This is a genomic window from Synechococcus sp. CS-197 (assembly GCF_025128215.1).
Taxonomy (GTDB): Bacteria; Cyanobacteriota; Cyanobacteriia; order PCC-6307; family Cyanobiaceae; genus Synechococcus_C.
Window position 1 is genome coordinate 230,857 of the sequence record NZ_JAHLZC010000017.1, and the last position, 24,089, is coordinate 254,945.

The following is a 24,089-nucleotide window of genomic DNA, read 5'->3' on the forward strand; positions in this document are numbered from 1 at the left end:
GCGAGGTCATTGGTGATGAAACGGGACCGACGGGATTCGAACCCGCAACTTCCGCCGTGACAGGGCGGTGCTCTAACCGGTTGAACTACGGTCCCAGGCTGCCGGCGGACATCTCATTCCGGACGACTGACCTGTGTCGCCTGCGCGACCAAGTCAGTATCAACCTTTGCCCTGCCCTCCGTCAACACTCGAACAAGAAACGCTCCCTTGCGGCTGATTGAGGACGGCGACCCATAAAAAAACCCCGCCGGGGGCGGGGTTTTAAAGAACTCAGATGGTTCTCAATTAAGGACGGAAGCCGGCTGGCTCGATTAAACGAACTTGATTGCCGCGAGCGGTGAATTCGCGACCTTGATCGCTTTGAACAACGACACGACCACCAGATTTGACACGAATCACCCGTGCGCGAACCCAGCCGAGGGCGGCTGATTCGAGCACCTTGACCACATCACCAGGTTGAAGATCCAACTCCATGCTCGAACTCAGGAAACTGCAGTAGGGGCCATCGGACGCGCCGTGGAGGACTCGAACCCCCGACATCAGGTTTTGGAGACCTGCGTTCTACCAACTGAACTAACGGCGCAAGGCGATGAACCCCTCGACCATCGCCGAAACGATGGCATTTGGATTGAACGAGGCCGAAACCTCAGCGATCGAAGCGCTGCTTCACGCGGGTGGCCTTGCCCACCCGTTCCCGCAGATAGAAAAGCTTCGCCCTTCTCACTTTACCGCGACGCTCAACCTTAATGGAGGCGACTTGCGGACTATGCAGCATGAAGACTCGTTCAACGCCGATTCCCTGGAAGATCCGGCGCACGGTGATGGTTTGATTCAGGCCGCCATGGCGCTTGGCGATCACCACTCCCTCGTAGGGCTGGACACGCTCTTTATTGCCTTCGCTGATGCGCACGCCAACGCGAACGGTGTCGCCAACGTAGATCTCAGGGAGATCAGTTTTCAGTTGGGCTGTTTCAAATTCCCGGATGAGCTCCGCCGGCTTCAGGCGAACGCTGCTCACCGTGGGGGTTGACGCTTTCGTCTCATCTGCAACCGCAGTATCAGCACCACTGGTCTCCACAGCGCCATCCGTCGTCGCTGTTGCGCTCTCCTTTGCAGAAGTGTCGTTTGGATCCGCTGCCATCCAGCTCCGGGGAATCACGCCAAACAACCAGCTTACCCTGCCGACTCACCCTCCTTCACCCGCTTTTTTAAAGCTGCGCTCCAGCTCTGCAGGAGCAAAGCCCCACCGGTGATCAACATCCAAAGCACCCCGAGCGCATTGAGAAGAACCACGACGGGTTCGAGTTCAGGCCCCAGCCACTCGCCCTCGTGGAGGCTCATCAGCCAGTGGGCCTGATCACGACTTAAACCTCCCCAATCCCGCGCCAATCGATACGTCAAACCACTGATCACGGAGGTCAGCAGCGGAAGCAAAACGAAGGGGGCAATCCACCGATGCCAGCGCCTGATCTGCGCTATCCAACGCATCACCGTCATTCCCTTTGCACGATTGATAGCGTGACAGCAAGACGTCGGGATTGGCCCGAAGGAACGACCGATGAACTTGTTCGCAGATCTTCTCGCATCAGCCCAAGGCAGCACTGTTACCGCGACAGGCCCACGCATTCAGCAGCGACGTGGGGTGGAGATCAAGTCGGCACGCGAACTCAAGATCATGGCGAAAGCCAGTCGCATCGTGGCCACGGTGCTCAGGGAAATCATGGATCTGGTGGAGCCAGGCCAGACCACAGGTGATCTTGATGCCCATGCCGAGCGAAGGATTCGTGAAATGGGAGCCACCCCAAGCTTCAAGGGGTATCACGGTTTTCCAGCCAGCATCTGCGCCAGCATTAACAACGAGGTTGTGCATGGCATTCCCAGCAGCAAGCGGGTGATTAAGGCAGGAGACCTCCTCAAGGTCGACACGGGCGCCTTCTTTGAGGGCTATCACGGCGATAGCTGCGTCACGATCTGTGTGGGCGATGTGGGTGAAGAAGCGGCCACCCTCAGTCGGGTCGCTCAGGAATCACTTTTGGCTGGACTGGCTCAGATTCGTGCGGGTAACACCCTGCTCGATATCGCTGGTGCGGTCGAAGATCGCGTGCGTGAAGGTGGTTTCAGTGTGGTGGAGGACTACACGGGCCACGGCGTCGGCCGCAATCTTCATGAGGAGCCGTCTGTGTTCAATTTCCGCACCGATGCGCTGCCCAATGTGACGCTCCGCCCGGGCATGACCCTCGCTGTGGAACCGATCCTCAATGCCGGGAGCAAGGATTGCCGCACCCTGAAGGATCGCTGGACCGTGGTGACGCGAGATGGCTCGATGTCGGCGCAGTGGGAGCACACCATCGTGGTGACATCGGATGGTTGTGAAATTCTTACGGACCGGGGCGATTGAGCCTGAAGCTTCGGTTGTACAGCCAACGACCAAGCTCTGTTAACGGCATCAGTACAAAGGTGATCGGATTCGGTGTGACCACGATCAGCGGCAGCCCGAGGTTCGCTTGAAGGACAACCTGCTGGGCGACAAAGGCTGCAGACATCACACCGATCGGATTCAGGCTCGAGCGAAAAGGCCCGAGCACCAATTTGCGCAGGCGAGGCAGACCGGCACGTTGGCGTTCGGGAACGTTCCAGCGCAAGCTGACCAATTGGCCGATCAATCGTTTGCTCAGTTCGTAGCCGGGGCTGAGAGCCGGTTGGATTTCAGCTTCTGAGGTGTTGACCCACAGTTCTCTCGGTCGCTGGGGGGTTTCGACGCAAATCTGCTCGAAACGTTGGATCAGACGCCACTGGCTCAGGGCATTGATCTCCAACGCCTTGGTCAAGGTTTCAGGCGTTTGATCACCCCCAGGGTTCACGCCATGGTTGAGCACCAGCACATCCAGATCTCTCAGCGTTGGATCGAGGGTCTCTTCCTTCCCACTGCACCAGCACACCCAATCCTGGGCCGACCGCAGGGGCGAAGGTGTCTCAACTCTGGCGCGGTGACTGATGCCAACCACCCAGGCGCCGCGAGCCCTCAACTGCTCGGTGAGCGCTCGCCCCAGTTCACCGTTTGCGCCGGTGATTCCCACCCGTTTTCCTTGCCATCCCTTGGCACCCACACCGATCTGAGCAGAGGTGTTGTTGGTCTGTGCCATCGCGATGAACTGGGGCATGCTTAAGGCACACCGACGGTATGACGTTGTCCGGCCTGTCCTGGGAGGCTCAGTTGGCGCTCTTCGCTCCCTACTGCGGGGGGCGTGAGCTGGAGCCATCCCTCCGGGAGGCGCTGGCCATGCTGCCGTCAGGGGAGTATGCCGGTGAACGACTGCTTGTCGATGCCCCCGCACATCGTTTTGTTCTGCGCTGGGATCGCGTGCAGGCTCCGCTCGAACCCTGTCGCTGTGTGCTGCTGTTTGCGGACCGTCCCGACGTGGATTACCGCTTCGAATGCCCCGCGCATCAGTTGCTGAGCTGGTTGATGGAGGGGCCGGTGCAGGGCCAAGAACGCGATCTCCCTGACGGGTTTTGGCAATGGCTGCTGCTCAGCAGGTTTGTTGACGACAGACCCCTCTAAATTGCAGAACAACCACCAATTTCCGCATGGGCTCCACGCTGCTGATCGGATCCTGCGAACCCTTCAGTGGCAAATCAGCCCTCGTCTTAGGGCTGGCCCGTCATCTGCTCTCGTCGGGGCAACGGGTTCGGTTCGGGAAGCCCCTGGCCACCAGTTTCGATTGGTTGCCTGAACAGGGTGTCCTGCCGGATCCTCTGATCGATGACGATGTGCGTTTTGTTGGTGAGACCCTTGGTCTTGATGATCAGGAGTTGATTCCATCGCTGCATCTCCTGTCGCCATCCAGTGCCGAAAGCCGTTTGGCGGGAGGGCTCCTATCCGCGGGTGATGGTCTGGATCATCTGCGCAAGCACCTTCTCAAATTCGACGGTGGGGTGACCCTCCTCGAGGCTGCCGGCAACCTCCACGAAGGCTTGCTTTACGGCTTGAGTTTGGTGCAGCTGGCGAATGATCTGGATGCTCCCGTGGTGCTAGTGCATCTCTGGCAGGACAGCTGCAGTGTGGATGCTCTGCTTGCAGCCAAGGCGCAACTGGGGGAGCGCTTGCGTGGTGTTGTGCTGAATGCAGTCACTCCTGATGACGTTGAACTGCTCGAGCGAGAAGTGGTTCCAGCCTTACAAAGGCTGGGACTCACTGTGTTTGGGGTGATGCCCCGCTCCCCCCTGTTGCGCAGCGTCACGGTGGGTGAGCTTGTGCGTCGACTGGACGCGCGGGTGATCTGCTGCCCAGAAAAGTTGGATCTTCTGGTGGAAACCTTGAGTATCGGTGCCATGAATGTGAACTCAGCGATGGAGTTCTTCAGGCGTCGCCGCAATATGGCCGTGGTTACTGGTGCTGACCGCACCGACATTCAGCTGGCTGCCCTGGAGGCCTCCACCCAGTGCCTGATCCTCACGGGCGCCGGCGAACCGCTCCCGCAATTGATCAACCGGGCCGACGAGCTGGAAGTTCCGTTGCTGAAGGTGGATCACGACACCCTGGCCACGGTGGAAGTGATCGAGCAGGCGTTTGGCCATGTGCGCCTGCACGAGGCGGTGAAAGCCACCTACGCCTTTCGCCTGGTCGAAGAGCATTGCCGTTTGAATGAGCTCATCCAGGCCGTTGGTCTTGCTTAATCGCTGCTAGTTTCAAGACACGCACGCGCGTCGTCATTGAGCCGATCACTCGATCTTCCTGCACTGGACAAGGTCGACACCCTTGCTCAGGAACTGGCCTTGCTGCAGGACAAGGGCCAGCGGCGCATTGCCATCCTTGGAAGCCGCCATGTCCCTGTGGTGGCCATTCACCTCATTGAATTGATTGCGCGCTCTTTGGCCCAAGAGGGACATTCCTTGGTGACCTCCGGAGCCCAGGGCGTGAATGCTGCCGTGATCAGGGGTGTGTTGGCTGTTGATGCCTCGAAGCTCACCGTGCTGCTTCCCCAAAGCCTGAGCCGCCAAGGACCTGAGATCCAGGATCAGCTCGAACAAGTGCTCCACCTCATCGAAAAGCCAGAGCACGACGATCTTCCGTTGCCAATGGCCAGCAGTCTCTGCAATCAGGACATCATCAGCCGCTGCGATCAGTTGATCTGTCTGGCCTTTCACGACAGCGAAACCTTGCTGGCAAGTTGCCGCAATGCTGAAGACATGGGCAAAGTGGTGAGCTTGCTGTACTTCGACTGAAGGTCAGCGCAGCGCCTTGATCGGCAGAACTTGAAGGTGGGTTCCGTCCCTTCCCATGACCAGAACCTGATCTCCGGCCGCTATGGCGTGCTCCAGGTCAAGCGAACTCGCGGCCCAGCTCTGGCCATGCCATCGCACCCGGCCTTCCCCACCAGGACTGATCGTGCCGAGGACCTCCGCGGTGTCTTCCTTCAGCAGGCGGCGAGCGGATGATGGCGAGCGCCTCGCTGACCAGCGGCTGATCCAGATGGTCCCCGCCACGGTGATCACCATGAAAAGGCTGATCTGAAGCCAGAGCGGCAGCGGGAGCAGAGCTGTCAGAACCGAAAGGCTCAGTCCTCCCAGCACGGCAACCATCAGCCCATCAAAGCCTGGTTGTGAGAGTTCGATCGCCAGCAGAAGCCCTGCCAGCAATAACCAACCCAGGGGGCCGACCAGAGGAGGCATCGCAGAGAACTGACTTCTCTCACTCTGGTCTCTATCGTCTGGGAAAACAAAAAAGTTCATGGAAGCTCTGGTTGGTTTGCCCGCTCTCGTTTTGTTGGCGCTCCTCGGCTCCGGCAGCGTCAAAGTGACCAGCGGCGGGCGATCCAGGTTGGTGGAGCGCCTCGGGAAATATGACCGTGAGCTCCAGCCCGGGCTGTCGATTGTGCTTCCTGTGGTGGAGAAAGTTGTGAGTCACGAATCCCTGAAGGAACGGGTGCTCGACATTCCTCCCCAGCTCTGCATCACGCGAGACAACGTCTCCATCGAGGTGGACGCTGTGGTGTATTGGCAGCTTCTGGAACACTCCCAGGCCTATTACGCCGTTGACAATCTCCAGGCGGCCATGGTGAATCTTGTGCTGACCCAGATCCGTGCGGAAATGGGCAAACTCGATCTCGATCAGACCTTCACCACGCGCAGTGAGGTGAATGAATTACTTCTCAGGGAACTGGATGAAGCCACCGATCCATGGGGCGTGAAAGTAACCCGGGTGGAGATGCGCGACATCAATCCCTCCCCTGGGGTGAAGCAGGCGATGGAGGCACAGATGACGGCAGAACGGGAAAAACGGGCAGCGATTCTGCGATCGGAGGGAGAAAAGGAAGCGCAGCTCAACGAAGCGCGGGGACGGGCTGAGGCCCTTGTGCTCGATGCGCGAGCCCAGAAGGAGGCTCTCTTGCTTGAAGCAGAAGCCCAGGCCAAGCAGCAGAGCGTGCTGGCGGAAGCGAAATCCCAGGCCGCTCTTGTTGTGGCCAAAGCCCTTTCAGAGAGTCCGCAAACAGAGGAAGCGATCCGTTTGATGCTTGCTGAGAACTGGATGGAGATGGGTCAGCGGATGGCTGACTCTCCCGCTGGCAGCGTGTTGATGGTCGATCCCCAGTCCCCAGCATCGTTGCTGGCGGCCTTGAAGCAATTTCAACAGGGAGATCGTTAAGCCGCTGCGATCAGGGCCCGCAGGCCCTCCAGATACAGAATTCCGGTGCAAGAAAGGGCCCCGGCCCAGCAGAGACCTCTCAAAGGCGGCACGTTGGCGATGTAAGCCGGCAGATACACCAGCCTGAGCACGGGTTGAAGCAGGGCCGCTGGCAGCGCAAGACCGCTCAGGGGCCCCATTTGCAGCACAGCAATCAGGGCCAGTAGTGCGGCGGGGGCGTGCAGGGTGAAGGCTTCGAAGCTGTTCTGATGCGCCCAGCTGGCCCGCTGTCCCCACGCGGGAAGGCGCTCGAACATCGCGCGGGGTGCCTTCATGTCACTCATGGTGAAATTGGCTTGGGAGCGAGCCGCGCCGAGGGGCACGATGCTGGCGATCACCACGCCGCCCGACAGCACCAGCGACCATGCATAGGGGGCGGCGGGTGTTTGGGTTAGTAGATCCATCAAGTTCACAATGAACAGCGCGATGGCTATGACGATAGGAATCGCTCGAATCGTCATGCGCCGTGCCCTGCTCCTTCCAGGTGTTGTCGCGTTGGGCGTTGTTGCCACAGCGATGCCTGCCGTCGCTGACGTCACTGTCTTTCGTCTCACCGGAGAGCAAGGCAATGGCTTGTTGCCTGGCAACGGAGAGTCCGGCAAGGGCTTTGCAGACAAAAAGGATTCATCGGCAACCGGTGGGCTGATTGATCCCAAAAGTCTTTATTACGACGCCAAGACCCGTACGCTGCACTTCGATTTCGCGTTTCAGGATCTTTCCAGTGGCGGTCTGTTTCTCCCCGCTGTGCATGGGGGGATTCACATCCATGGCCCCACACCCCAAGGCAAGCCTGGCGCCAATGTGGGCGTGCTTTACAAGCTCAACACAACAGACCAGTTTCAACCCACCCTCAAACTCAGCCGCGGTCCCTTGCCTGAAGGGGTTCGCGCTGGTCGCCTCACAGGATCCGTGCAGATCGAGTCCAAGGATCTCAAGGCTTTGTTGGGATCCCAGACCTATATCAATATCCACTCCAAGAAATATCCCAATGGAGAAATCAGAGGAACGTTGGTGCCCCAGCGCTAGGGTGGTCGCAGTGAAGATCTGAACGATGGCAACGTATTCCTTCGACGTCGTCTCTGATTTTGATCGTCAAGAGTTGGTCAACACTCTCGACCAGGTGCGACGGGATGTTGGCCAGCGTTACGACCTGAAAGATTCCAATACTGAGATTGAGCTGGAGGAGGCAGCGGTCGTGATTACAACTGCCAGTGATATGACGTTGCAGGCTGTTGAAGATGTTCTTCGCGCGAAGGCAACCAAGCGCAATCTGTCGTTGAAAATTTTTGATTTTCAAACGCCTGAGGCTGTAGGAGGTAACCGCGTGAAGCAGGTGGTGCAGTTGAAAAAAGGTCTTAGTCAGGAGCTGGCGAAGAAAATGAGCAAGATCGTGCGTGATGAACTGAAAAAGGTCACCGTTGCGATCCAGGGCGAGAGCCTCCGGGTGACCGGCAAGAGTAAGGATGATCTTCAGCAGGTGATTCAGTTATTGCGGTCTAAGGAGGATGAGCTGGATGTGCCTCTTCAGTTTGAGAACTATCGCTGACTTAGAGATTCAGATTCAACTGAACGCCTCCGGCCCAAATGCCTTGAACCTGGCCTTCACCGCCGGGATTGATGATCCACTGCATGACCGGTTGCAATTGCACTGTTTCAGACACATGGATTGAATAATTGAGTTCAATCACGCCTTCATAGGTCGCGCCTGGGGACAGGGTCGGGCTGAAACTCGTGCGGCTGACCCCAAGAGCGAGAACATCGAGTGGACGGTTGGGCAGAACCCCTTGAGACAGCCAACCCCCTCCCAGAAAGGTTGGAAACGGGTTGTTGTCGGGATCGAGGCTGAGGCTTCCCGCAGCCCAGAGTCGGTTGTCCATTCCCAGGGGAACGTCCAAGGGCCAGGTGAGTGAGCCGTAAATCCCACGATTCAGGCCTGACCCCATCCCTGGCGTCTGCGCCGATGGAAGCTTGGTGGAAGCGAGATAGCTTCCGAGTTGTGCCTCCGGTGCAGGCAGCATGCGCTCCACGGTGACGTGACTGTTGTTGAGGCGAATCGGTTCAAGAAGATCCTGGCGTGACCTCAGTGGATTGATGCTCCACTGCAGCGCCTGGACGCCTCCTTGCACCTGCGGCTGCTCAGGGTTCACGCCCAGGCTGGCAGCGATCGATGTTTCCGGATCGAGATGGAAATATCCATAGGCCAGGGAGCCCATCGTTTCTGAGTGGGCCGCCACTTTCACCCCAGGAGTGACGAAGGGATTGATCGGTAGACCCACCACCAGCAGGTTGAGGGTGTTGTTGAGCGTTGAGTTGATATAGGAATTCATCGCCGGTGTGACCAGAAAGTCTGGATCCATCGACAGCAAACCTGCCGATGCGCTCCACCAGCTTTCGCCGCGATTGCGCTCCACACTGGCGGCCGTGATCCAGGTTCCGACCGGGTTCACCAAGGTTTGCAGCGGGAATGCTGAGCCGAGCTCCGTGTTGAGGTTGGGGTTTCCTGCCTGATTGGTGAGTTCAAGATTCACCTGCCAGTGATCGAGCTCCTTCCAGTTTTTTTCTGGCTTGTTCAGGCCGCTGCCCAGGCTCAGTCCCACCACCGTGTTCTGAAACCAGCTGCTCGCCGATGGATTGAGGCCTCCTTGGATGCCTCCCATCGGTTCAGAGGTGAACTGAATGCTGAAGTCAACCCAATCTGGGAGCCCAAGTAACGGTTGCAGGAGGCCCGCTTCAACAGGTGCACCGAGCACCCCCAACACAATGGAAGTGCTGATGCCCTTGATCGCAGACCTCACCGGATTCAGGCGATTTCAGCGAAGGATTCGCGGAACGCCTGAAGCGTGGCTTCGATATCGCCATCGGAATGCGCCAGGGAGGTGAACCCTGCTTCGAACGCTGAAGGCGCCAGATAGACACCCCGCTGCAACATCGCTCGATGCAGCTTCCCGAAGCGCTCGGCGTCGGTGGCTTTTGCTTCTTCGAAATTGCGAACCGGACCCTCACAAAGGAAGAAACCGAACATGGCGCTGACGCTGCCACCGGTGATCGGCAGGCCGGCGGCTGACGCAGCTTCCTTGATCCCCGCGATCAGTTTCTCTGTGGTGGCCGTCAGCTTCTCGTACGTGCCTGGCTGACGGAGTAGTTCCAGCGTCTTGATGCCGGCAGTCATCGCCAGGGGGTTGCCGCTGAGGGTGCCCGCCTGATACATCGGGCCAGCAGGGGCCACCATCTCCATGATGTCGCGGCGTCCGCCGTAGGCACCCACCGGCAGTCCGCCACCGATCACCTTGCCCATGGTGGTGAGGTCGGGAGTGACACCAAAGTGCGCCTGGGCTCCTCCGTAACTGATCCGGAAACCGGTCATCACCTCGTCGAAGACCAGCAGCGCTCCATGCTCCTTCGTGAGTTCACGCAGGCCCTCGAGAAAACCGGGTTCGGGCTGGATGAATCCGGCGTTGCCCACGATGGGCTCGAGGATCACACCCGAGATGGCGTCTGGATTTTCAGCGAAGAGTTGCTTGACCGCTTCCAGGTCGTTGTAGGGGGCGGTGAGGGTGTTGGCTGTGGTGCTCCGAGGAACCCCGGGAGAGTCGGGGAGACCAAGGGTGGCCACTCCAGATCCAGCCTTCACGAGGAACATGTCGGCGTGGCCGTGGTAGCAGCCCTCGAATTTGATCACCTTGTCGCGGCCGGTAAAGGCCCGCATCAGGCGCAGCACGGCCATGCAGGCCTCGGTGCCGCTGTTCACGAAACGCACCATCTCCACGCTGGGAACAGCGTCGATCACCATCTCCGCCAGGGTGTTTTCCAGGGCGCAGGGAGCGCCGAAGCTCGTGCCTTTCTCAATGGCTTCCTGGAGAGCGCTGATCACCTCGGGGTGGGCATGGCCGCAGATCGCAGGCCCCCAACTGCCGATGTAATCGATGTATTTGTTTCCATCCACGTCCCATGCGTAGGGACCTTTGACCCGGTCGAAAACGAGGGGTTGGCCTCCCACCGAGCGGAATGCCCTCACCGGAGAGCTCACGCCACCGGGCATCAGCGCCTGCGCGGCACTGAACAACTCCTGGGAGCGGGTGGTGTTGAGGGTGGGTGCAGTCACTGGAGCGGTAGCCAATGGGCCTATGCAAACCGTGCAACATCCTGACCCAGGAACGGCCCAAATCGCTGGAACTGTGTCAGAAGGCTGGATTTGACATGTTTGCTTATTAGGTTGTTGACGTCTTGCAAACCGGGAGTGATTCACGACTGGGCCGCGCTTGAGCGAGATCTGAAGCGGTTTTTGGAGCCCAAGGCTGTGGTCTCCCGCCGAGAAGAACTGCTCGTTTACGACTGCGACGGGCTCACCATGGATCGCCACGCGCCGCCCCTGGCGGTGCTTCCGAAAAGCACAGACGAGGTGGCGGCCATCGTTGCGGCCTGTCATCGCCATGCCATCCCCTTCGTGGCCAGGGGCAGTGGAACCGGGCTGTCTGGAGGCGCTCTGGTGGAAGAGGAGGCGCTCCTGATTGTGACCAGCCGGATGCGCAGGATCCTCGCTGTGGACCTCAGCAACCAAACGATCACCGTGGAACCCGGTGTGATCAACAGCTGGGTGACCCGTGCTGTGGCCGGTGATGGCTTCTATTACGCGCCCGATCCCTCCAGTCAGGTGGTTTGCAGCATCGGTGGGAACGTTGCCGAGAATTCCGGCGGCGTGCACTGCCTCAAATACGGAGTCACGAGCAATCACGTGCTGTCGATGCGGGTGGTGTTGCCTGATGGTCAGGTCACGGAGCTCGGTGGAGCGCTTTCAGAGACCTGTGCCATCGACTTGCGCGGGGCGTTCATCGGCAGCGAAGGCACGCTGGGAATCGCCACGGAGATCACCCTGCGCCTGTTGCCAGCGCCCCAGGAGGTGGCTGTGCTTCTGGCCGACTTCCCTTCCATGGAGTCCGCCGGTGAGGCCGTACGGCGCATCACGGCCGCCGGAGTGCTGCCCGCTGGTTTGGAGATCATGGACCACACCTGCATCGCAGCGGTCAATGCCGCCTTCGCGGAGGAGGAATATCCCCCGGAGGCCGGAGCTGTTCTCCTCGTTGAGCTGGATGGCCAGTCCCTCGAGGTGAAGGACGCTGTGGCCCTGGCCATCACTCTTTGCCGCGAAGCAGGAGCAGGGGAGGTGCGCGAGGCTTGGGATGAGGCTGAACGGGCCAGGCTCTGGAAGGGCCGTAAAAGCGCGATTTCAGCTCTCGGGCGCCAGTGCCCCAGTTACTACCTGCAAGATGGCGTTGTTCCTCGAACCGCCCTCCCGTCCGTTCTGGCGGCGATCGACCGTCTCAGCGCTGAGCACGGTTTGGTGGTGGCCAACGTGTTTCATGCCGGTGATGGCAACCTTCACCCCCTGATCCTGTACCGGGCTTCAGACCCTGGTGTGAACGAGAAGGTGAAGACCCTTGGTGCCGCGATCATGGAGCTCTGCCTTGCCGCAGGCGGAAGCATCAGCGGAGAACACGGCGTGGGCAGCGACAAGCGCTGCTTCCTCGATCGCATGTTCAGCGAAGACGATCTCTCCACGATGAAACGGGTGCGTTTGGCGTTTGACCCCGACGGCTTGGCCAACCCCGGCAAGATCTTTCCCACGCCAAAAAGCTGTGGCGAATCGCAGCGGCGCGTTGTCGCCCTGGAACGCTCCGGTCGCCGGTTACCCGACGGGGCCGGCGTTTTTTAATCGATTTCAGGGTCCTCGTCGTCCTCGTCGAAGTCCCAAGCCAGATCCACCACCACCGGCGCATGGTCGCTGGGTTGCTCCCTGCCCCGCTCCTCTTTGTCGATGCTGCAGCTGCGCGCAAGCTCCTGAAGATCGCTGCTGATGTAGATGTGATCGATCCGCCAGCCGCTGTCGCGGTTCCAGGCTCCGCTGCGGTAGTCCCACCAGCTCCAATGTCCGCTGCCCGGTTCGAAGAGGCGGAAGGCATCGCCCAGATTGGAGCCGAGCACCTGAACCAAAGCCTTCCGTTCCGCCTCCGAGGCCATGATCCCTCCGGTGAGGCGTTCGGGGTCGTGGAGATCTCTTGCCTCCGGTCCGATGTTGAAGTCACCCACCACACAGAGTGGTTCATCCCTGGTTTCCGCAGCGCGCAGATAGCGCTCAAGGCAGCCCATCCAGTTCAGTTTGTAGCTGTACTTCTCCGAATCCAGGCTGGAACCATTCGGCACGTAGAGATTCACGACGCGGATGCCGTCCACCAGGGCGCTGATCACGCGCTTTTGCGTGCCGAGTGCTTCGGCATCCGCGTCGCCGGGCAATTCGCCCGTAAAGCCCAGGCGCACATCCTCGAGGGGCTGGCGGCTGATCAAGGCAACGCCGTTGTAGGACTTCTGCCCGTGGATGCTGAGGTGATATCCCCTCTCCTGGAAGGGCTTCAGCGGAAACAGAGGATCGTCAACCTTGGTTTCCTGAAGGGCGAGCACATCGATGGTGTTCCGATCCAACCAGCCGAGAACATGCTCCAGACGGGTCCGCACCGAATTGACGTTCCAGCTGGCGATCCGCACAGACCCTGTTGTTGATGGCCAACGACCCTTAGCATCACAGCCCTGGACCGGAGTCGACCCATGCCCTCCCTTCTGAATGGCGCAGTCCTGGCGGTGGCAGGTTCCGCTCTGTTGCTCGCTCCCTTGCCGGCGGCCGCGCAGACGTCTCTTTCCGAGACTGGGGCTGGTTTCAAGACGGATAACGACCGGGGCATCCTGGACACAACCTCAGGGACCAACAACGAGGGAACGGTGCTGGACGCCACCAATCCGATGCAGTTGATGCAGCGCCTCCGTCAGGCCACATCCCTCAATGACGCCACCGATCCAGTGGATGCGATCGATGCGGCCCTCAAGGCTCTTGAGCAGCCTGCTCCGTGATCGTCGAACCGCCAGCGCTTGACCTGTTGCGTGCTGCTTCCAAGGCCCAGCTCAGCCGGGTGGACGCCAACTTGCGCTGATCCAGACCGTTCTCACCTTTGAGATTTTCAGCCTGGCGAAGGAGGGTTAAGGCCTGGTCGCCCTCTCCTTGATCGCGCTTCAAAAGGGCTAATGCCAGCAACGGTTCAGCGCGGTCGGGGTTTTCGCTGATCAACAGCGCGTAGGTGGAGCGTGCGGCACTTGGGTCTCCAGCCTGACGCTGCAGATCCGCCAGCAGGAGGCCCATGCTCAGCCGCTGCTTGGGCGTGGATTGCTGGAACACCTGGTTCACCTCAGCCACCGCCGCTGGGACCTGTTTGGAGTTCAGGGCCAGAAGGCAGCTCAGTGCGATCACATCCGGATGGTTGGGATGCAGTGCGCGCAGGCGTTGCACCGTGAGCGCTGCAGCGTTTCGATCGCCTTGGCTGAGTTGAGTTCTCGCTAGGAGAAGCGACCAGCGCAAGTCGCGGGGATGCGCGGCCACATGTGCGCGGATCAGCGCAAGGCTTGCGCTGCTTGGCGCTGTTCTGCGCTGAGTTTTGCGATGGCTCTGGTGCGGCGTGATTCCGTGGTGCGCCACAACCCATCCGCTCAGCAAACTCAAGCCGACCCCAACCACCAGCAGAAGGGGAGTGCGGATGCGTTGGCTGCGGAGCCCTGGCACGGAAATGCGCAATCAGGGCCATAGTCTGAGGGGAATCCACGGCGCTGGCTAAAGTCGTCACGGGCGAGTGAATGCCCTGAGGATCGATGCGCGACCATCCCATTCCCGCGGTGACTGAGCCGCTTCAGTACAGGGCCATCGGTGTGGTGCGCGGTGAGTTCCGTGCGGATTCCGACGAGAAGTCCACGCGTGGACAGCTCATTGATGCGGATGGCCAGGCCCTGGAATGTGTGGTGCTCGGGCGGATGCTCACCTTGATGCGCCGTCATCTGGACATGAGCCAGCCCCACCTGTGGGTGGTGTATCCCCGCTGCCGAGACGAGGAGCATCTGCATCTTCAAATCGCCGGGATCTGGGAACCCAGCACACTGTCGCGTTCAGAGGATGCTGCAGGCAGTGCCCCCGCCGAGGACGCATTGCCTGAGGGTGATGACTACTTTTCCATCCGCGGGGAACTGATTTACACCAAAACCGAAACAGCGGATGTGGTGGTGAAGGTGCGTCAGCAACCCCGTGCCGATGGCTTTCGCCCTCTTCCCTTCAAGCTTCAGCTCAAGGGAGAGCTTGGGTTGGAGCATCTGCGCCATTTCGTCAGCCTCGATGTGCGCCGGCAGGGCCAGCTGCTTCAGATTGAATCGTCAGAAGTGATTGCGCCGATGCCCACCCGCGGCGGCAAGGGCCGCGGCGGGTCAGCTCGCCGCGGTGCCTCCAGCACGCGATCGGTCAGCAGCTGATGGAATCGTCGCCTGTCTCGGCCACCGCAGCGGGTTTGGCCGTTGCTGGCTGCACAGCCTTGGCTGTGTTCGGGCCGCTCGTTGGCTTGTCCCCGGCATGGATTGCCCTTCTGATCGGCGGTGGGTTGCTGGGGCTCACGGTGGATGCGTCCCAGCTGGAAGGGATGGGCGGTCACCTGGTGGCCGAAGCGCTGCCAGGGGGGAAGTCTCGCTTGCGCCGCGTGGCACGCCATGAGGCAGGTCACTGGCTTGTGGCCCGCGAGGAGCAGATGGGTGTGAAGCGTGTCTTGGTTGGAACGCGGGCATGTCTGGAGGCCGGTTTGCGCTGCAACGGGGCCACCGAGTTCACGCTTCCAGACCAGGCACGTTTGCCTCTCGAGGAGCTGCGCCGCTGGAGTCGGGTGCTGCAGGCGGGCATGGTGGCCGAGGAGTTGTTCGAGGGGACCGCGCGAGGCGGCGAGGACGACCGGGCTTTGCTCGGGCGGATCTGGGGGCTGTCCGGGCAAGACGTGGAGACAGCTCAGCGGGAGCAACGTCGGGCGCGGCGAGAGGTGGAGCAATTTCTGCGCCGCCAACGCGATGATCTTGAAGCGGTAGCCGAACGGCTGCTGGAGGGCCTGGAACCGGAGCCAGCATGACCTCCTTGTTTGTGGACTGTCCCACCGGTCTTGCCGGAGACATGCTGCTGGCGGCTTGCCTGGATCTCGGTGTTCCTGAGGCGGTGATTCACGAGCCGTTGCGGCAGCTTGGATTCGGCCATGCCTACAGCCTCAAGGTTGAGGAGGCGTCCAGCGGCGGGCTGCGTGGTGTGCGGCTCGTTGTGAAGGGAACGGAAGCGCAACCGCCCCATCGCCATTGGTGCGAGCTGCGGGAGCGCATCAACGGCTCCTCCCTGGCTGCGCCGCTGCGCCAGCGGGTTCTTGCGGTGTTCGAAGCCCTCGCGGATGCTGAAGCTGCGGTGCATGGCACCAACCCTGAAGCGGTTCATTTCCACGAAGTGGGCGCCATCGACAGCCTTGTGGATGTGGTGGGAGTGTGCGCTGCCCTGGAGCATTTGCAGGTCAGTTCCCTGCTTTGCACGCCCCCTCCTGCCGGTCGTGGCACCGTGGCCACGGCCCACGGCGTGTTGCCTGTTCCTGTTCCAGCGGTGCTGGAGTTAGCCCGGCGGCATGGGGTGACCTTGCGCTGCGGTGTGGAGTGGCCGGAGGCCGAGCTCACCACACCCACAGGGTTGGCACTCATGGCCTTGCAGGCTGATGGGTTTGGCTGGCCATCGGTGCTTGAGCCGTTCGCGACAGGGGTCGGACTGGGGCATCGCCAACTGGATCGTCCCAACCTGTTGCGTCTGATTCAGCTGCAGCCCGCTGCGCAGCCTGCGTTGGATCAACCCCAGTGGCAGGCGCTGGTGGTGCAGGAGGCCTGGATTGACGATGCCTCAGCGGAAGCCATTGCCTGGTTGGTGGCCCAGCTCCGCAGTGGTGGGGCGCTGGACGTGGCCTGTGCACCCATCCAGATGAAGAAAGGCCGGGCTGGCACGGCCGTGACCGCATTGGTGCGTGCGGAGCATGCCGAGGCGCTGCGGCAGATCTGGTGGCGGGAGAGTCCCACGCTCGGGCTGAGGGAACGGCAGCAGGGGCGTTGGGTGCTTCCCCGGCGACGGGGAACCCTGGTGACGTCCTGGGGAGACCTGGCGGCCAAGCAGACCCGGCGCCCGGATGGCCAGCTCGAGATCAAGCCGGAACGCGATGCTCTGCAGCAGCTGGCCGATCAAAATGGTTTGTCACCATCCCGTCTGCTCAGCCAGCTACGGCTGGATGCTGATGGCTTCCAGCCTTGTGAGGACTGGCGATGCTGAAACTGCAACGTTTGCAAGGGGCTGTCTCCTTGCCTGGGGGGTTGAAGCTGTGGGTGACCCTGCTGACGCTTTCGTTCGTGGCGTGGGCGTTGCAGGGGCATTTTGCAGGGCTGCGCAGCCTCACGATTTCAGCCCTGGGCTGGTGGTGGCTGATGCTGGCCCTCGGGCTCAGCTGGCTCAGCCTCGTTGTGAATGCCCTTAGTTGGAGAGTTCTGGTGCTCTGGCTGGGACATGGCACCGGTGCCACCCCCCTGGTGCCCCTCTATCTCAGCAGCAATCTGCTCAAGTACCTCCCCGGTGGGATCTGGCATTTCGTGAAGCGCGTGCGGGCACTGGGTCCTTCCATCGGGACGGGCCCGGCTCTGGTTTCCGTGTTGCTCGAACCGATGGTGATGGCTGTCGCCGCCCTGCTCTGGGTTCCCTTCGGAGGGTTCCAGGGGGGGCTCGCGCTCCTTGCCCCCCTGCCTGCCTTGCTTCTCCTGCCGCGCTGGCGAGAGCCGCTGTTGCGCCGCCTCGAGCGCCAGCGGCTGCGCCAACTCAATCGGGTGCAGGACGAGGCGTCAGCTCCTTTGGCAGAACCTGAGCAGTACGGAAGCGGCCGTGATGGCTACCCCTGGAGCCCCCTGCTGGCGGAGCTGCTGTTCGTGGCCTGCCGCTTTTCCGGATTCTGGGCTTGTTTGCAGGTTTTCGGCCTCCATCAAGTGCTGCCGATCACCGAGTGGTTGGCGGCCTTCGCCCTGGCCTGGACGGCCGGGCTGGTGGTGCCGGCGGCCCCGGGAGGCCTGGGCGTCTTCGAGGCCGTGCTTCTGCTCAGGTTGGGGCAGTCGGTTCCTGAGGCGCCGCTGCTGGCGGTGGCCTTGAGTTATCGCCTGGTGGCCACCCTGGCGGATGTGCTCGCTGCCGCTGGTGTGTGGGCAGACAGGGCTCTGAGCAAGCGTTGGCTGGTGACCAAGTCTTAATCGGTTCCTAGTGCCGATCTGTGGTGTCCTTCGCAAGGTGGGGACGTCGCGGTTTGGGCATGTCGAAACATTCTGTTCAAGCACACATCGAGGACATTCCCCGTTGGGAGGATGGATCGCCACTGGCCAGTCCTCCTCTGTCTGGGATGCAATGGCTGGTCTGGTCTCTGGCCACGGCAGGGAAGTTTTTCGAGGGCATGATCGTGTTCATGCAGGGGGTGGGTTTGCCCCTGATCTCCAGGGACTTCGGCCTCAGTGATCTCGACAAAGGCTTTGTGACCGCCGCCACCTTGGCCGGCATCCTCTTCGGCGCACTGTTGCTGGGCGGACTGGCGGATCGCCTCGGGCGCAAGCCCGTGTTCATCGGGGAGATGGTGCTGCTGCTCGTGGCCTTGATCGCAGCCGCGACGGCACCGTCCAAAGAGATCCTGATCTTCAGTCTGTTTGTGATCGGCCTGGCGTTGGGCGCCGACTACCCAACAGCGCATCTTGTGATTTCAGAGAGCATCCCCTCTGCCATCCGCGGGCGGCTGGTGCTCGGTGCCTTCAGTTTTCAGGCCATCGGCGCGGTATTGGGCACGGCGATCGCGGCGATCATCCTCAGCGCGATGCCCAGCGTGAACGACTGGAGACTGTTCTTCCTTGTTCCGATCGTTCCGGTGGCGGCGGTGGTGTGGGGACGGTTCTTTTTGCCGGAAAGCAGCCACTGGCTTGTCAGTCGTGGGTTGCCGGAGAAAGCGGAGAAACAGTTGCGCAAGTTGCTGAACCGTCAGAACCTCAGCCTCGTCAGCGTGGACCGTCTTCAGGAGGTCGCCCCGCAGCAGCGCAGTCGCGATTGGGTGAAGCTGTTCCGCGGCAAATACCTTCGCGCCACGATCCTCACGTCCATTCCCTGGTTCCTCCAAGACCTTTCCACCTATGGGATCGGCATTTTTACGCCCGTGATCATTGCCATGGCCTTCGGGGAAATGAACCAGGCAACCACCGTGGGTGATCTGATCCAGAACGACATGATCGGGGCCAAGGGCACGGCCTTGATCGATGTGGGCTTCCTCTTGGGGATCGCCGCCGCCATCGTTCTCGCTGACCGCTGGGGGCGTATTCCGCTTCAGATCACCGGTTTTATTGGTTGTGCGGCCGGCTTGCTTCTGGCCTCCCTCGGTGGTGCGGGTGGCCACACCAACCTCACTCTCACCGTGGCTGGATTCCTGCTGTTCCAGTTCATGACCAATCTCGGCCCGAATGCCACCACCTATCTGATGGCCGGTGAGGTGTTCCCCACCAAGATCCGCGGGCTTGGCGCCGGCTTTGCTGCGGCGTCGGGCAAGGTGGGAGCGGTGCTGACGGCGTTCTTCTTTCCCACACTGATCCAGATCTGGGGAACGGAGAAGGTGTTGGCTGTGCTGGTGATCACGTCCCTGCTGGGTGCAGTGATCACCTGGCTCTACCGCATCGAACCCAAGGGCCTGGATATGGAGAGCCTCTGAGATGGACACACCGCCGATGGCCGCTCAGGTGTTGCCCTGCCCGCTCGGCGCTGGTTGGGAGCTGCTGCGCACGATTCCTCTGCCGCGCACGGGCTCTGATGGACTGCCGATGGGGGGCTTCTCAGCGGCGGCCTATGACCAGAACGAAGATCGGCTCTGGCTTCTCAGTGATGCCCCGCGAGGGCATCTGGTGCCGTTCAGCGGTTTGCGCGCCCAGGTGAGAGGGCGAGGGGCTCTGCGCGCTGGCCCCCGCTTGCTGCTCAGGGACGGCGAGGGTGCGCTGTTGCCTGAGGGGTTTGATGGTGAAGGATTGGTGCTCGCCGGAGACGGGGCCTGGATCGTCAGTGAAGGCCGCCGCACCCCGGAGCGGCGCGCGAGGCTGCAGCGTCATTCCTTGCGCAACGGTCGTCTCCTGGAGGAGCGCTCGCTTCCCGCAGCCTGGCAGGAGCGGCCTGGGCAGGGATTGAAGGCCAACAAAGGGCCTGAATCGCTCACGCGCACACCGGCCGGTGATCTGGTTCTGGCCGCAGAAGCTCCCCTGCTGCAGGACAGCGCTGTCGATGCGCAAGACCTGGTGCCCCTGGCGGTTCAGGTCAGCGGTGAGCCGCCGCGCCCCCTGGGGCGGATCGCGCTCGGTCCGGCTGGGGCCGCGGCATCCCGTTCCCTGGGGCTCACGGAGCTGCTGGCGTTGGACGCTCCTCCGGCCCTGCTGGCCCTGTTGCGCAGTTACACGCCGCCCCAGCGTTGGACTGCCCAGCTGCAGGTGCTGCCCCTGCCCGCGTCGCCTCTGAAGGCAGCGCCGCCCTTGGCTCCCGCCTACGGCTGGGATCTGCTGAAGGCCGGGTTGCCCGCGGATAACTGGGAGGGAATGGCCTGGGGGCCCCGGCTCGCGGATGACCGGGTCGTGCTTGTGCTGGTGAGTGACGACAATTTCAATCCGCTTCAGCGAAGCTGGGTGTCGCTGCTGCTGCCGCGTCGCGGCTCAGGCTGCCCGTCCGGTCGCTTTCAGTTTTGATCATGGCTCTGCGTCGCCGTTCCGTTCTTGCGTTGCTGGGTCTGGGCGCTGCCGGTGTGGTGGGAGCCCGGCCCCGGGGGCAGACCGCTGCGGCCGCCGATTCGGCGCTGCCCGCTCCTCAGGCATGGCCCTTCAAGCCCGTGCCAACCCCCCTGCCGGTGGACAGTGACGGCCTGACGGCTGCGCAGCAGCAGCAGGTGTACCGGCGCATCGCGGTGGAGGACCGCTTGGTGGTTCCCGAGGGGTATCGCGCCGATCTGATCGCCGCCTGGGGGGATCCCATGCCCCAGGGGCGCTTCGGTTTCAACAACGATTACCTCGGCTTTGTGTCCCGCGGGCCGGAGGAGGCTTTGCTCACGGTGAATTTCGAATACATCAGTGCCTTGCCCTGGACCGAGGGCTTCCGGGAGGTGGTCGGCCGGCCTCTGCCCTGGACACAACTGGTTTCCGCTCTGGCCTCCCGTGATGGGGTGATCGATTGCACCGCCCTGCAGGGCAATCAACGCTTGTTGGCTCTGATTCGCTCCGTGAGTGATGAAGCCATGGCCGATCTCGGGCTGGGGGTGATCGCGATCAGCCGCAAGGGCGACGGCCAGTGGGTGCGCCGCAGTGATCCCGTGGAGCGGCGGGTGGATGGTCTGGCTGGCTTGGTTGATCCCTCCCAGCGTCTGCAAAGCACCGGGCCGGCGGCCGCGGTGTTCCGCCGCGCTGAGCGGATGGGCTACGACGACGGTCTCGGCGATCAGGTGATCGGCACCTTTGCCAACTGTGCCGGTGGCACCACGCCCTGGGGCACGGTGCTCAGTGCGGAGGAGAACTTTCAATCCCAGGTGCCGGAGCCGGTGTACGCCGATGGCAGTGCGGTGTCGCCCTCGGAGCGCCCCTTCGTTTGCCGGCAGACCCGGCTGGGGGGACTGGGCAATGTGTATGGCCTGGCGGGTAACAAGTACGGCTGGATGGTGGAGATCGACCCTGCAGCCCCGGACACCCCCGTGCGCAAACACACGGCGCTGGGGCGTTTCCGCCACGAGGCTGTGGCGCTTCGCGCCGAAGCCGGTGCTCCGCTGCGGGTGTATTCCGGTTGTGATCGCCGGGGCGGCCATCTCTACCGTTTTGTGAGCGCTGATCCCGTTGCAACCCCGCGCGATCCAGTCAATTCGCGGTTGCTCGAGAACGGTGAGCTGCAGGTGGCCCGCTTCCATGCGGATGGCACCGGTGAATGGCTGCCCCTGCGTGCGGATGCACCGGTGCAGCCGTTCCTGCCCAGCCGCTTCACCCAGGCGGGCCTGAGTTGCCCGGTGGAGCTTCCCCATTCCGATCGCCGGCGTGCCGGTGCGGAGTTCTTTCGCGAGGATGCCGCGGTGCAGGCCTACGCGAAGCGCTTCCCCACCCTGGGCAGTCTCTACGCGGGGGAGGGAGAACTCCTTCAGGGAGCGATCCTGGTGGATGCCCACCTGGCGGCTCGAGCGGCCGGGGGAACGCCCACCGCTCGTCCGGAAGACACGGAGATCGATCCCTTGACGGGTGACCTGCTGGTGGCCTTCACCTCGGGCTATCCCAGCACCACCGGTGGCCCCGATCCCGCCATCTTCCGCGGGCCCAACGGGGAAGCGATCTGGGGCCATGGCTGGGTGATGCGCCTGTCGGACGATCCGGCCCGCAGCGGCGAGGCCAGTGGTGGTGCCTTCCGTTGGCGCATGGCGGCCACGGGTGGTGAACCCTGGGCTGGTGGTTTGGGCTTCACCAATCCCGACAACCTGGCCCTGGATGGCCAAGGCAATCTCTGGATCGTGACCGATCGCTCGGCCAAATCGTCAGCGAGCGATCAGTTCGGCAACAACAGCTGCTGGTTTGTGCCTCGAAGCGGCGACAGTGAGGCCGAACAGGCCGCCTGCTTCGCGACCGGGCCGATGGAATGCGAGCTTTGCGGACTGAGCCTGGATGACCAGGAGCGGGCCCTCTTCCTCGCCATTCAGCACCCTGGTGAGGTGCACGGCGCGCGCGGGCCCAGGGATCAGGAAATGCAGGTGCACACCCTGCGAGATCGCGATGGAGGGGTGATCGAACAGTTGCGCACGGTTGCGGTGGGCTCGAACTGGCCCGCCCAGGCACCCGGTCGACCGCCCCGCCCTGGGGTGGTGGCGGTGCAGCGACGCAACGGTCAGCCGCTGCTGGAGGGCTGATCTGTTTCCCGACTGAGCTTGGGAATCAACGCTGTTGACGCGAGCAGGCCCAAGGTGAGGATCATCAGGGCCGGCCAGAGGGCGGCGGCGAGGCGCTCGTCACTGGCGTACTGAAACACCCGGATGGAGAGGGTGTCGAAGTCGAACGGACGCACCGCCAGGGTGAGGGGGAGTTCCTTCACGGTGTCGACGAAAACCAGAAGGCTTCCCACGAGCAGCGGCCCGCGCAGCAGGGGCAGATGCACGCGGCGGAGCACGGCGGGCCAGCGCAGACCCAGGCCGGTGGCCGCTTCATCCAAGTTGGGCGAGAGCCGTTCCAGGGCGGCGTCCAATCCCCCTTTGCCCACAGCCAGAAAGCGATCGCTGTACCCCCAGAGCAGCAGCAGGATCGGCGAGAGTTGCCAGGGGCCGCCCAGCAACAGCAGGGCCAGGGCCAACACGGCTCCGGGAATGGCATAGCCCATTCCGGCAAGAAAGGTCACGCTTCCGAGCCAGCGGGAGCGACTCCAGCGTTTGGCAATGGCGAGCAGCAGGGCCGCCAGGCCCGTGAGCACCGCGGCGGCGAGACCGAGGGAGAGGCTGCGCGCCGTGAGCAACAGCAATTCCGGCTTCCAGCCCGCGGCCAGTTGCCCCAGGTTTTGGCTGGCCCAGAGCAGAGGGATCCCCACGCTCAGCAGTGGCGGGATTCCCCCGAGCACCTGGGCCAGCAGGGCCCGGAGCCCCTCCAGCTGCCAGGCGGGCGATTCGCCGCCGGCCACCCCTTCCGCCCAACGGCGGCTACGCCGGCGCAAGCGCCGTTCTCCGAACACCAGTAGCATCACGATGCTGAGGGTGATCAGTGCCAGCCCCACAGCACCTGCGGGATTGCCATCCATTTGCCAGGCCTGCAGGATTCCGGCCGAAAGACTGGGAATCCCCAACAGCTGAACGGCCCCGTAATCGTTCACCACTTCCATCCCCATCAGGGCAATGCCGGCGCCGATGGCTGGCAGGGCCATGGGCAAGGCAATGCGGCGGAAGCTGTTCCAGGGCCCGACACCGAGGCAGCGGCAGGCCTCGAGTTGCCGACGCCCGCAGATGGTGAAACTTTCGGTGCTCAGCAAGAACACATAGGGGTAGGTGCTGAGGGCCATCACGGCCACCCCCCAGCTCAAGCCATGGATGCGCAGGCCATGCAGGCTGCCCAGATCCACCAGCGTGGCGGCCAGTAAATAGGAGGGACTGGCCAGGGGCAGCAACTGGGCAATCTTCAGCCAGCGCCGACCCGGGAAGCGGCAGTTGGCCAGGAGCCAACCATTCACGGTGCCAAGCAGACCTCCGGCGATGCCAGTGCCAAGGAGAAGCACAAGGGTGCCGCGCAACTGGCTGACGCCGTCGGAGCCGAGGCTGGCGTTGCCGTTTCTGAGCCCCTGCAGGCCCTCGCCAATCAGCCCGAGCACCGGAAGCAGCGCCAGCACTGCAATCAGCAGGGCACCGGCCACCAGCAAGCGCCGGCCCGGCACCCACCGGCTGCCCCGAGGGCTGATGCCCTGGGGCAGGGGACAGGTAATGGAGGGACTGACGCTCTTCAC

27 protein-coding genes and 2 tRNA genes are annotated in these 24,089 nt (G+C 62.2%); 16 read left to right on the forward strand and 13 right to left on the reverse strand.

The window, feature by feature from the left end; genetic code table 11:
* Positions 1 to 21 precede the first annotated feature (21 nt).
* From KQ296_RS08230 to KQ296_RS08250, 5 genes are all read right to left on the reverse strand, one after another.
* Positions 22 to 95, reverse strand: a tRNA-Asp gene (locus KQ296_RS08230).
* 190 nt (positions 96 to 285) lie between these two features.
* Positions 286 to 474, reverse strand: a complete 189-nt coding sequence (locus KQ296_RS08235) for a hyperconserved protein Hcp (RefSeq protein WP_006043540.1) — start codon at positions 472 to 474, stop codon at positions 286 to 288.
* A 36-nt stretch (positions 475 to 510) separates the two neighbouring features.
* A tRNA-Trp gene (locus KQ296_RS08240) sits at positions 511 to 583 on the reverse strand.
* A 63-nt stretch (positions 584 to 646) separates the two neighbouring features.
* Positions 647 to 1,141 (reverse strand): 50S ribosomal protein L19, encoded by a 495-nt coding sequence (rplS, locus tag KQ296_RS08245; RefSeq protein ID WP_011933732.1) that lies wholly within the window; start codon positions 1,139 to 1,141, stop codon positions 647 to 649.
* 32 nt (positions 1,142 to 1,173) lie between these two features.
* Positions 1,174 to 1,488: a hypothetical protein gene (locus KQ296_RS08250; RefSeq protein ID WP_011933731.1), complete on the reverse strand. Its 315-nt coding sequence runs from the start codon at positions 1,486 to 1,488 to the stop codon at positions 1,174 to 1,176.
* A gap of 70 nt (positions 1,489 to 1,558) precedes the next feature.
* Here KQ296_RS08250 and map point away from each other — a divergent pair, with 70 nt between their 5' ends.
* On the forward strand, positions 1,559 to 2,398 hold the full coding sequence (gene map / locus KQ296_RS08255; protein ID WP_011933730.1) for a type I methionyl aminopeptidase: 840 nt from the start codon (positions 1,559 to 1,561) through the stop codon (positions 2,396 to 2,398).
* Here map and KQ296_RS08260 read toward each other — a convergent pair.
* Positions 2,379 to 3,161, reverse strand: coding sequence for an SDR family oxidoreductase (locus KQ296_RS08260; protein WP_011933729.1), 783 nt, complete (start codon positions 3,159 to 3,161; stop codon positions 2,379 to 2,381). The genes map and KQ296_RS08260 overlap by 20 nt on opposite strands.
* 20 nt (positions 3,162 to 3,181) lie before the next feature.
* Between KQ296_RS08260 and ebsA the strand changes: the two genes are divergently transcribed.
* Genes ebsA through KQ296_RS08275 form a run of 3 tightly spaced genes read left to right on the forward strand, consistent with a single transcriptional unit; the run spans position 3,182 to position 5,226 of the window.
* On the forward strand, positions 3,182 to 3,562 hold the full coding sequence (gene ebsA, locus KQ296_RS08265; protein ID WP_011933728.1) for a type IV pilus biogenesis protein EbsA: 381 nt from the start codon (positions 3,182 to 3,184) through the stop codon (positions 3,560 to 3,562).
* A 26-nt stretch (positions 3,563 to 3,588) separates the two neighbouring features.
* Entirely contained in the window at positions 3,589 to 4,677 is a 1,089-nt protein-coding gene (locus KQ296_RS08270; protein ID WP_011933727.1) for a phosphotransacetylase family protein, read from the forward strand.
* A 36-nt stretch (positions 4,678 to 4,713) separates the two neighbouring features.
* The gene (locus KQ296_RS08275) at positions 4,714 to 5,226 is read left to right on the forward strand and encodes a hypothetical protein (protein WP_011933726.1); all 513 of its coding nucleotides are present in this window, start codon (positions 4,714 to 4,716) and stop codon (positions 5,224 to 5,226) included.
* Positions 5,227 to 5,229: 3 nt separating this feature from the next.
* Here KQ296_RS08275 and KQ296_RS08280 read toward each other — a convergent pair whose 3' ends face one another.
* Complete coding sequence (locus tag KQ296_RS08280; protein ID WP_011933725.1) at positions 5,230 to 5,673, reverse strand: NfeD family protein; 444 nt, start codon at positions 5,671 to 5,673, stop codon at positions 5,230 to 5,232.
* A gap of 58 nt (positions 5,674 to 5,731) precedes the next feature.
* On the opposite strand from KQ296_RS08280, the gene KQ296_RS08285 reads away from it, so the two are divergent.
* Positions 5,732 to 6,646 carry an SPFH domain-containing protein gene (locus KQ296_RS08285; RefSeq protein WP_011933724.1) on the forward strand — a complete coding sequence of 305 codons (915 nt, stop codon included), beginning with the start codon at positions 5,732 to 5,734 and terminating at the stop codon, positions 6,644 to 6,646.
* On the opposite strand, the gene KQ296_RS08290 is transcribed toward KQ296_RS08285, so the two are convergent.
* The gene (locus tag KQ296_RS08290; protein WP_011933723.1) at positions 6,643 to 7,089 is read right to left on the reverse strand and encodes an MAPEG family protein; all 447 of its coding nucleotides are present in this window, start codon (positions 7,087 to 7,089) and stop codon (positions 6,643 to 6,645) included. The genes KQ296_RS08285 and KQ296_RS08290 overlap by 4 nt on opposite strands.
* A gap of 55 nt (positions 7,090 to 7,144) precedes the next feature.
* Here KQ296_RS08290 and KQ296_RS08295 point away from each other — a divergent pair, with 55 nt between their 5' ends.
* Together KQ296_RS08295 and KQ296_RS08300 are read left to right on the forward strand one after the other, a co-directional pair.
* A complete protein-coding gene (locus KQ296_RS08295; protein WP_011933722.1) occupies positions 7,145 to 7,711 on the forward strand; it encodes a CHRD domain-containing protein in 567 nt (188 codons plus the stop codon).
* 25 nt (positions 7,712 to 7,736) lie between these two features.
* Entirely contained in the window at positions 7,737 to 8,231 is a 495-nt protein-coding gene (locus KQ296_RS08300; protein WP_011933721.1) for a YajQ family cyclic di-GMP-binding protein, read from the forward strand.
* 1 nt (position 8,232) lies between these two features.
* On the opposite strand, the gene KQ296_RS08305 is transcribed toward KQ296_RS08300, so the two are convergent.
* Both KQ296_RS08305 and hemL read right to left on the reverse strand, forming a co-directional pair.
* Positions 8,233 to 9,480, reverse strand: coding sequence for a carbohydrate porin (locus tag KQ296_RS08305; RefSeq protein ID WP_259726436.1), 1,248 nt, complete (start codon positions 9,478 to 9,480; stop codon positions 8,233 to 8,235).
* A 5-nt stretch (positions 9,481 to 9,485) separates the two neighbouring features.
* Positions 9,486 to 10,787, reverse strand: coding sequence for a glutamate-1-semialdehyde 2,1-aminomutase (gene hemL / locus KQ296_RS08310; protein ID WP_011933719.1), 1,302 nt, complete (start codon positions 10,785 to 10,787; stop codon positions 9,486 to 9,488).
* Positions 10,788 to 10,922: 135 nt separating this feature from the next.
* On the opposite strand from hemL, the gene KQ296_RS08315 reads away from it, so the two are divergent.
* Positions 10,923 to 12,395, forward strand: coding sequence for an FAD-linked oxidase C-terminal domain-containing protein (locus KQ296_RS08315; RefSeq protein ID WP_041428645.1), 1,473 nt, complete (start codon positions 10,923 to 10,925; stop codon positions 12,393 to 12,395).
* Here the strand turns inward: KQ296_RS08315 and xth are convergent.
* On the reverse strand, positions 12,392 to 13,222 hold the full coding sequence (gene xth / locus KQ296_RS08320) for an exodeoxyribonuclease III (RefSeq protein ID WP_011933717.1): 831 nt from the start codon (positions 13,220 to 13,222) through the stop codon (positions 12,392 to 12,394). The genes KQ296_RS08315 and xth overlap by 4 nt on opposite strands.
* Positions 13,223 to 13,282: 60 nt before the next feature.
* Between xth and KQ296_RS08325 the strand changes: the two genes are divergently transcribed.
* Positions 13,283 to 13,582, forward strand: coding sequence for a hypothetical protein (locus KQ296_RS08325; protein ID WP_011933716.1), 300 nt, complete (start codon positions 13,283 to 13,285; stop codon positions 13,580 to 13,582).
* Here the strand turns inward: KQ296_RS08325 and KQ296_RS08330 are convergent.
* Entirely contained in the window at positions 13,554 to 14,285 is a 732-nt protein-coding gene (locus tag KQ296_RS08330) for a tetratricopeptide repeat protein (RefSeq protein WP_011933715.1), read from the reverse strand. The two genes, KQ296_RS08325 and KQ296_RS08330, sit on opposite strands and share 29 nt — an antisense overlap.
* Before the next feature lie 86 nt (positions 14,286 to 14,371).
* Between KQ296_RS08330 and KQ296_RS08335 the strand changes: the two genes are divergently transcribed.
* The 7 genes from KQ296_RS08335 to KQ296_RS08365 are packed head-to-tail and all read left to right on the forward strand — an operon-like array spanning position 14,372 to position 22,518.
* Positions 14,372 to 15,019, forward strand: coding sequence for a hypothetical protein (locus tag KQ296_RS08335; protein ID WP_011933714.1), 648 nt, complete (start codon positions 14,372 to 14,374; stop codon positions 15,017 to 15,019).
* Complete coding sequence (locus KQ296_RS08340; protein ID WP_011933713.1) at positions 15,019 to 15,657, forward strand: hypothetical protein; 639 nt, start codon at positions 15,019 to 15,021, stop codon at positions 15,655 to 15,657. The genes KQ296_RS08335 and KQ296_RS08340 overlap by 1 nt, the downstream gene beginning before the upstream one ends.
* The gene (larC, locus tag KQ296_RS08345) at positions 15,654 to 16,874 is read left to right on the forward strand and encodes a nickel pincer cofactor biosynthesis protein LarC (protein ID WP_011933712.1); all 1,221 of its coding nucleotides are present in this window, start codon (positions 15,654 to 15,656) and stop codon (positions 16,872 to 16,874) included. The genes KQ296_RS08340 and larC overlap by 4 nt, the downstream gene beginning before the upstream one ends.
* Positions 16,868 to 17,833 carry a lysylphosphatidylglycerol synthase domain-containing protein gene (locus KQ296_RS08350; protein ID WP_011933711.1) on the forward strand — a complete coding sequence of 322 codons (966 nt, stop codon included), beginning with the start codon at positions 16,868 to 16,870 and terminating at the stop codon, positions 17,831 to 17,833. Before larC ends, KQ296_RS08350 begins: the two co-directional genes overlap by 7 nt.
* Before the next feature lie 59 nt (positions 17,834 to 17,892).
* Positions 17,893 to 19,320: an MFS transporter gene (locus KQ296_RS08355; protein WP_041428643.1), complete on the forward strand. Its 1,428-nt coding sequence runs from the start codon at positions 17,893 to 17,895 to the stop codon at positions 19,318 to 19,320.
* A gap of 1 nt (position 19,321) precedes the next feature.
* On the forward strand, positions 19,322 to 20,335 hold the full coding sequence (locus KQ296_RS08360) for an esterase-like activity of phytase family protein (protein ID WP_011933709.1): 1,014 nt from the start codon (positions 19,322 to 19,324) through the stop codon (positions 20,333 to 20,335).
* Between the two features lie 2 nt (positions 20,336 to 20,337).
* Positions 20,338 to 22,518 (forward strand): PhoX family phosphatase, encoded by a 2,181-nt coding sequence (locus KQ296_RS08365; protein WP_011933708.1) that lies wholly within the window; start codon positions 20,338 to 20,340, stop codon positions 22,516 to 22,518.
* Here KQ296_RS08365 and KQ296_RS08370 read toward each other — a convergent pair.
* On the reverse strand, positions 22,497 to 24,089 hold the full coding sequence (locus KQ296_RS08370; RefSeq protein WP_011933707.1) for an iron ABC transporter permease: 1,593 nt from the start codon (positions 24,087 to 24,089) through the stop codon (positions 22,497 to 22,499). The two genes, KQ296_RS08365 and KQ296_RS08370, sit on opposite strands and share 22 nt — an antisense overlap.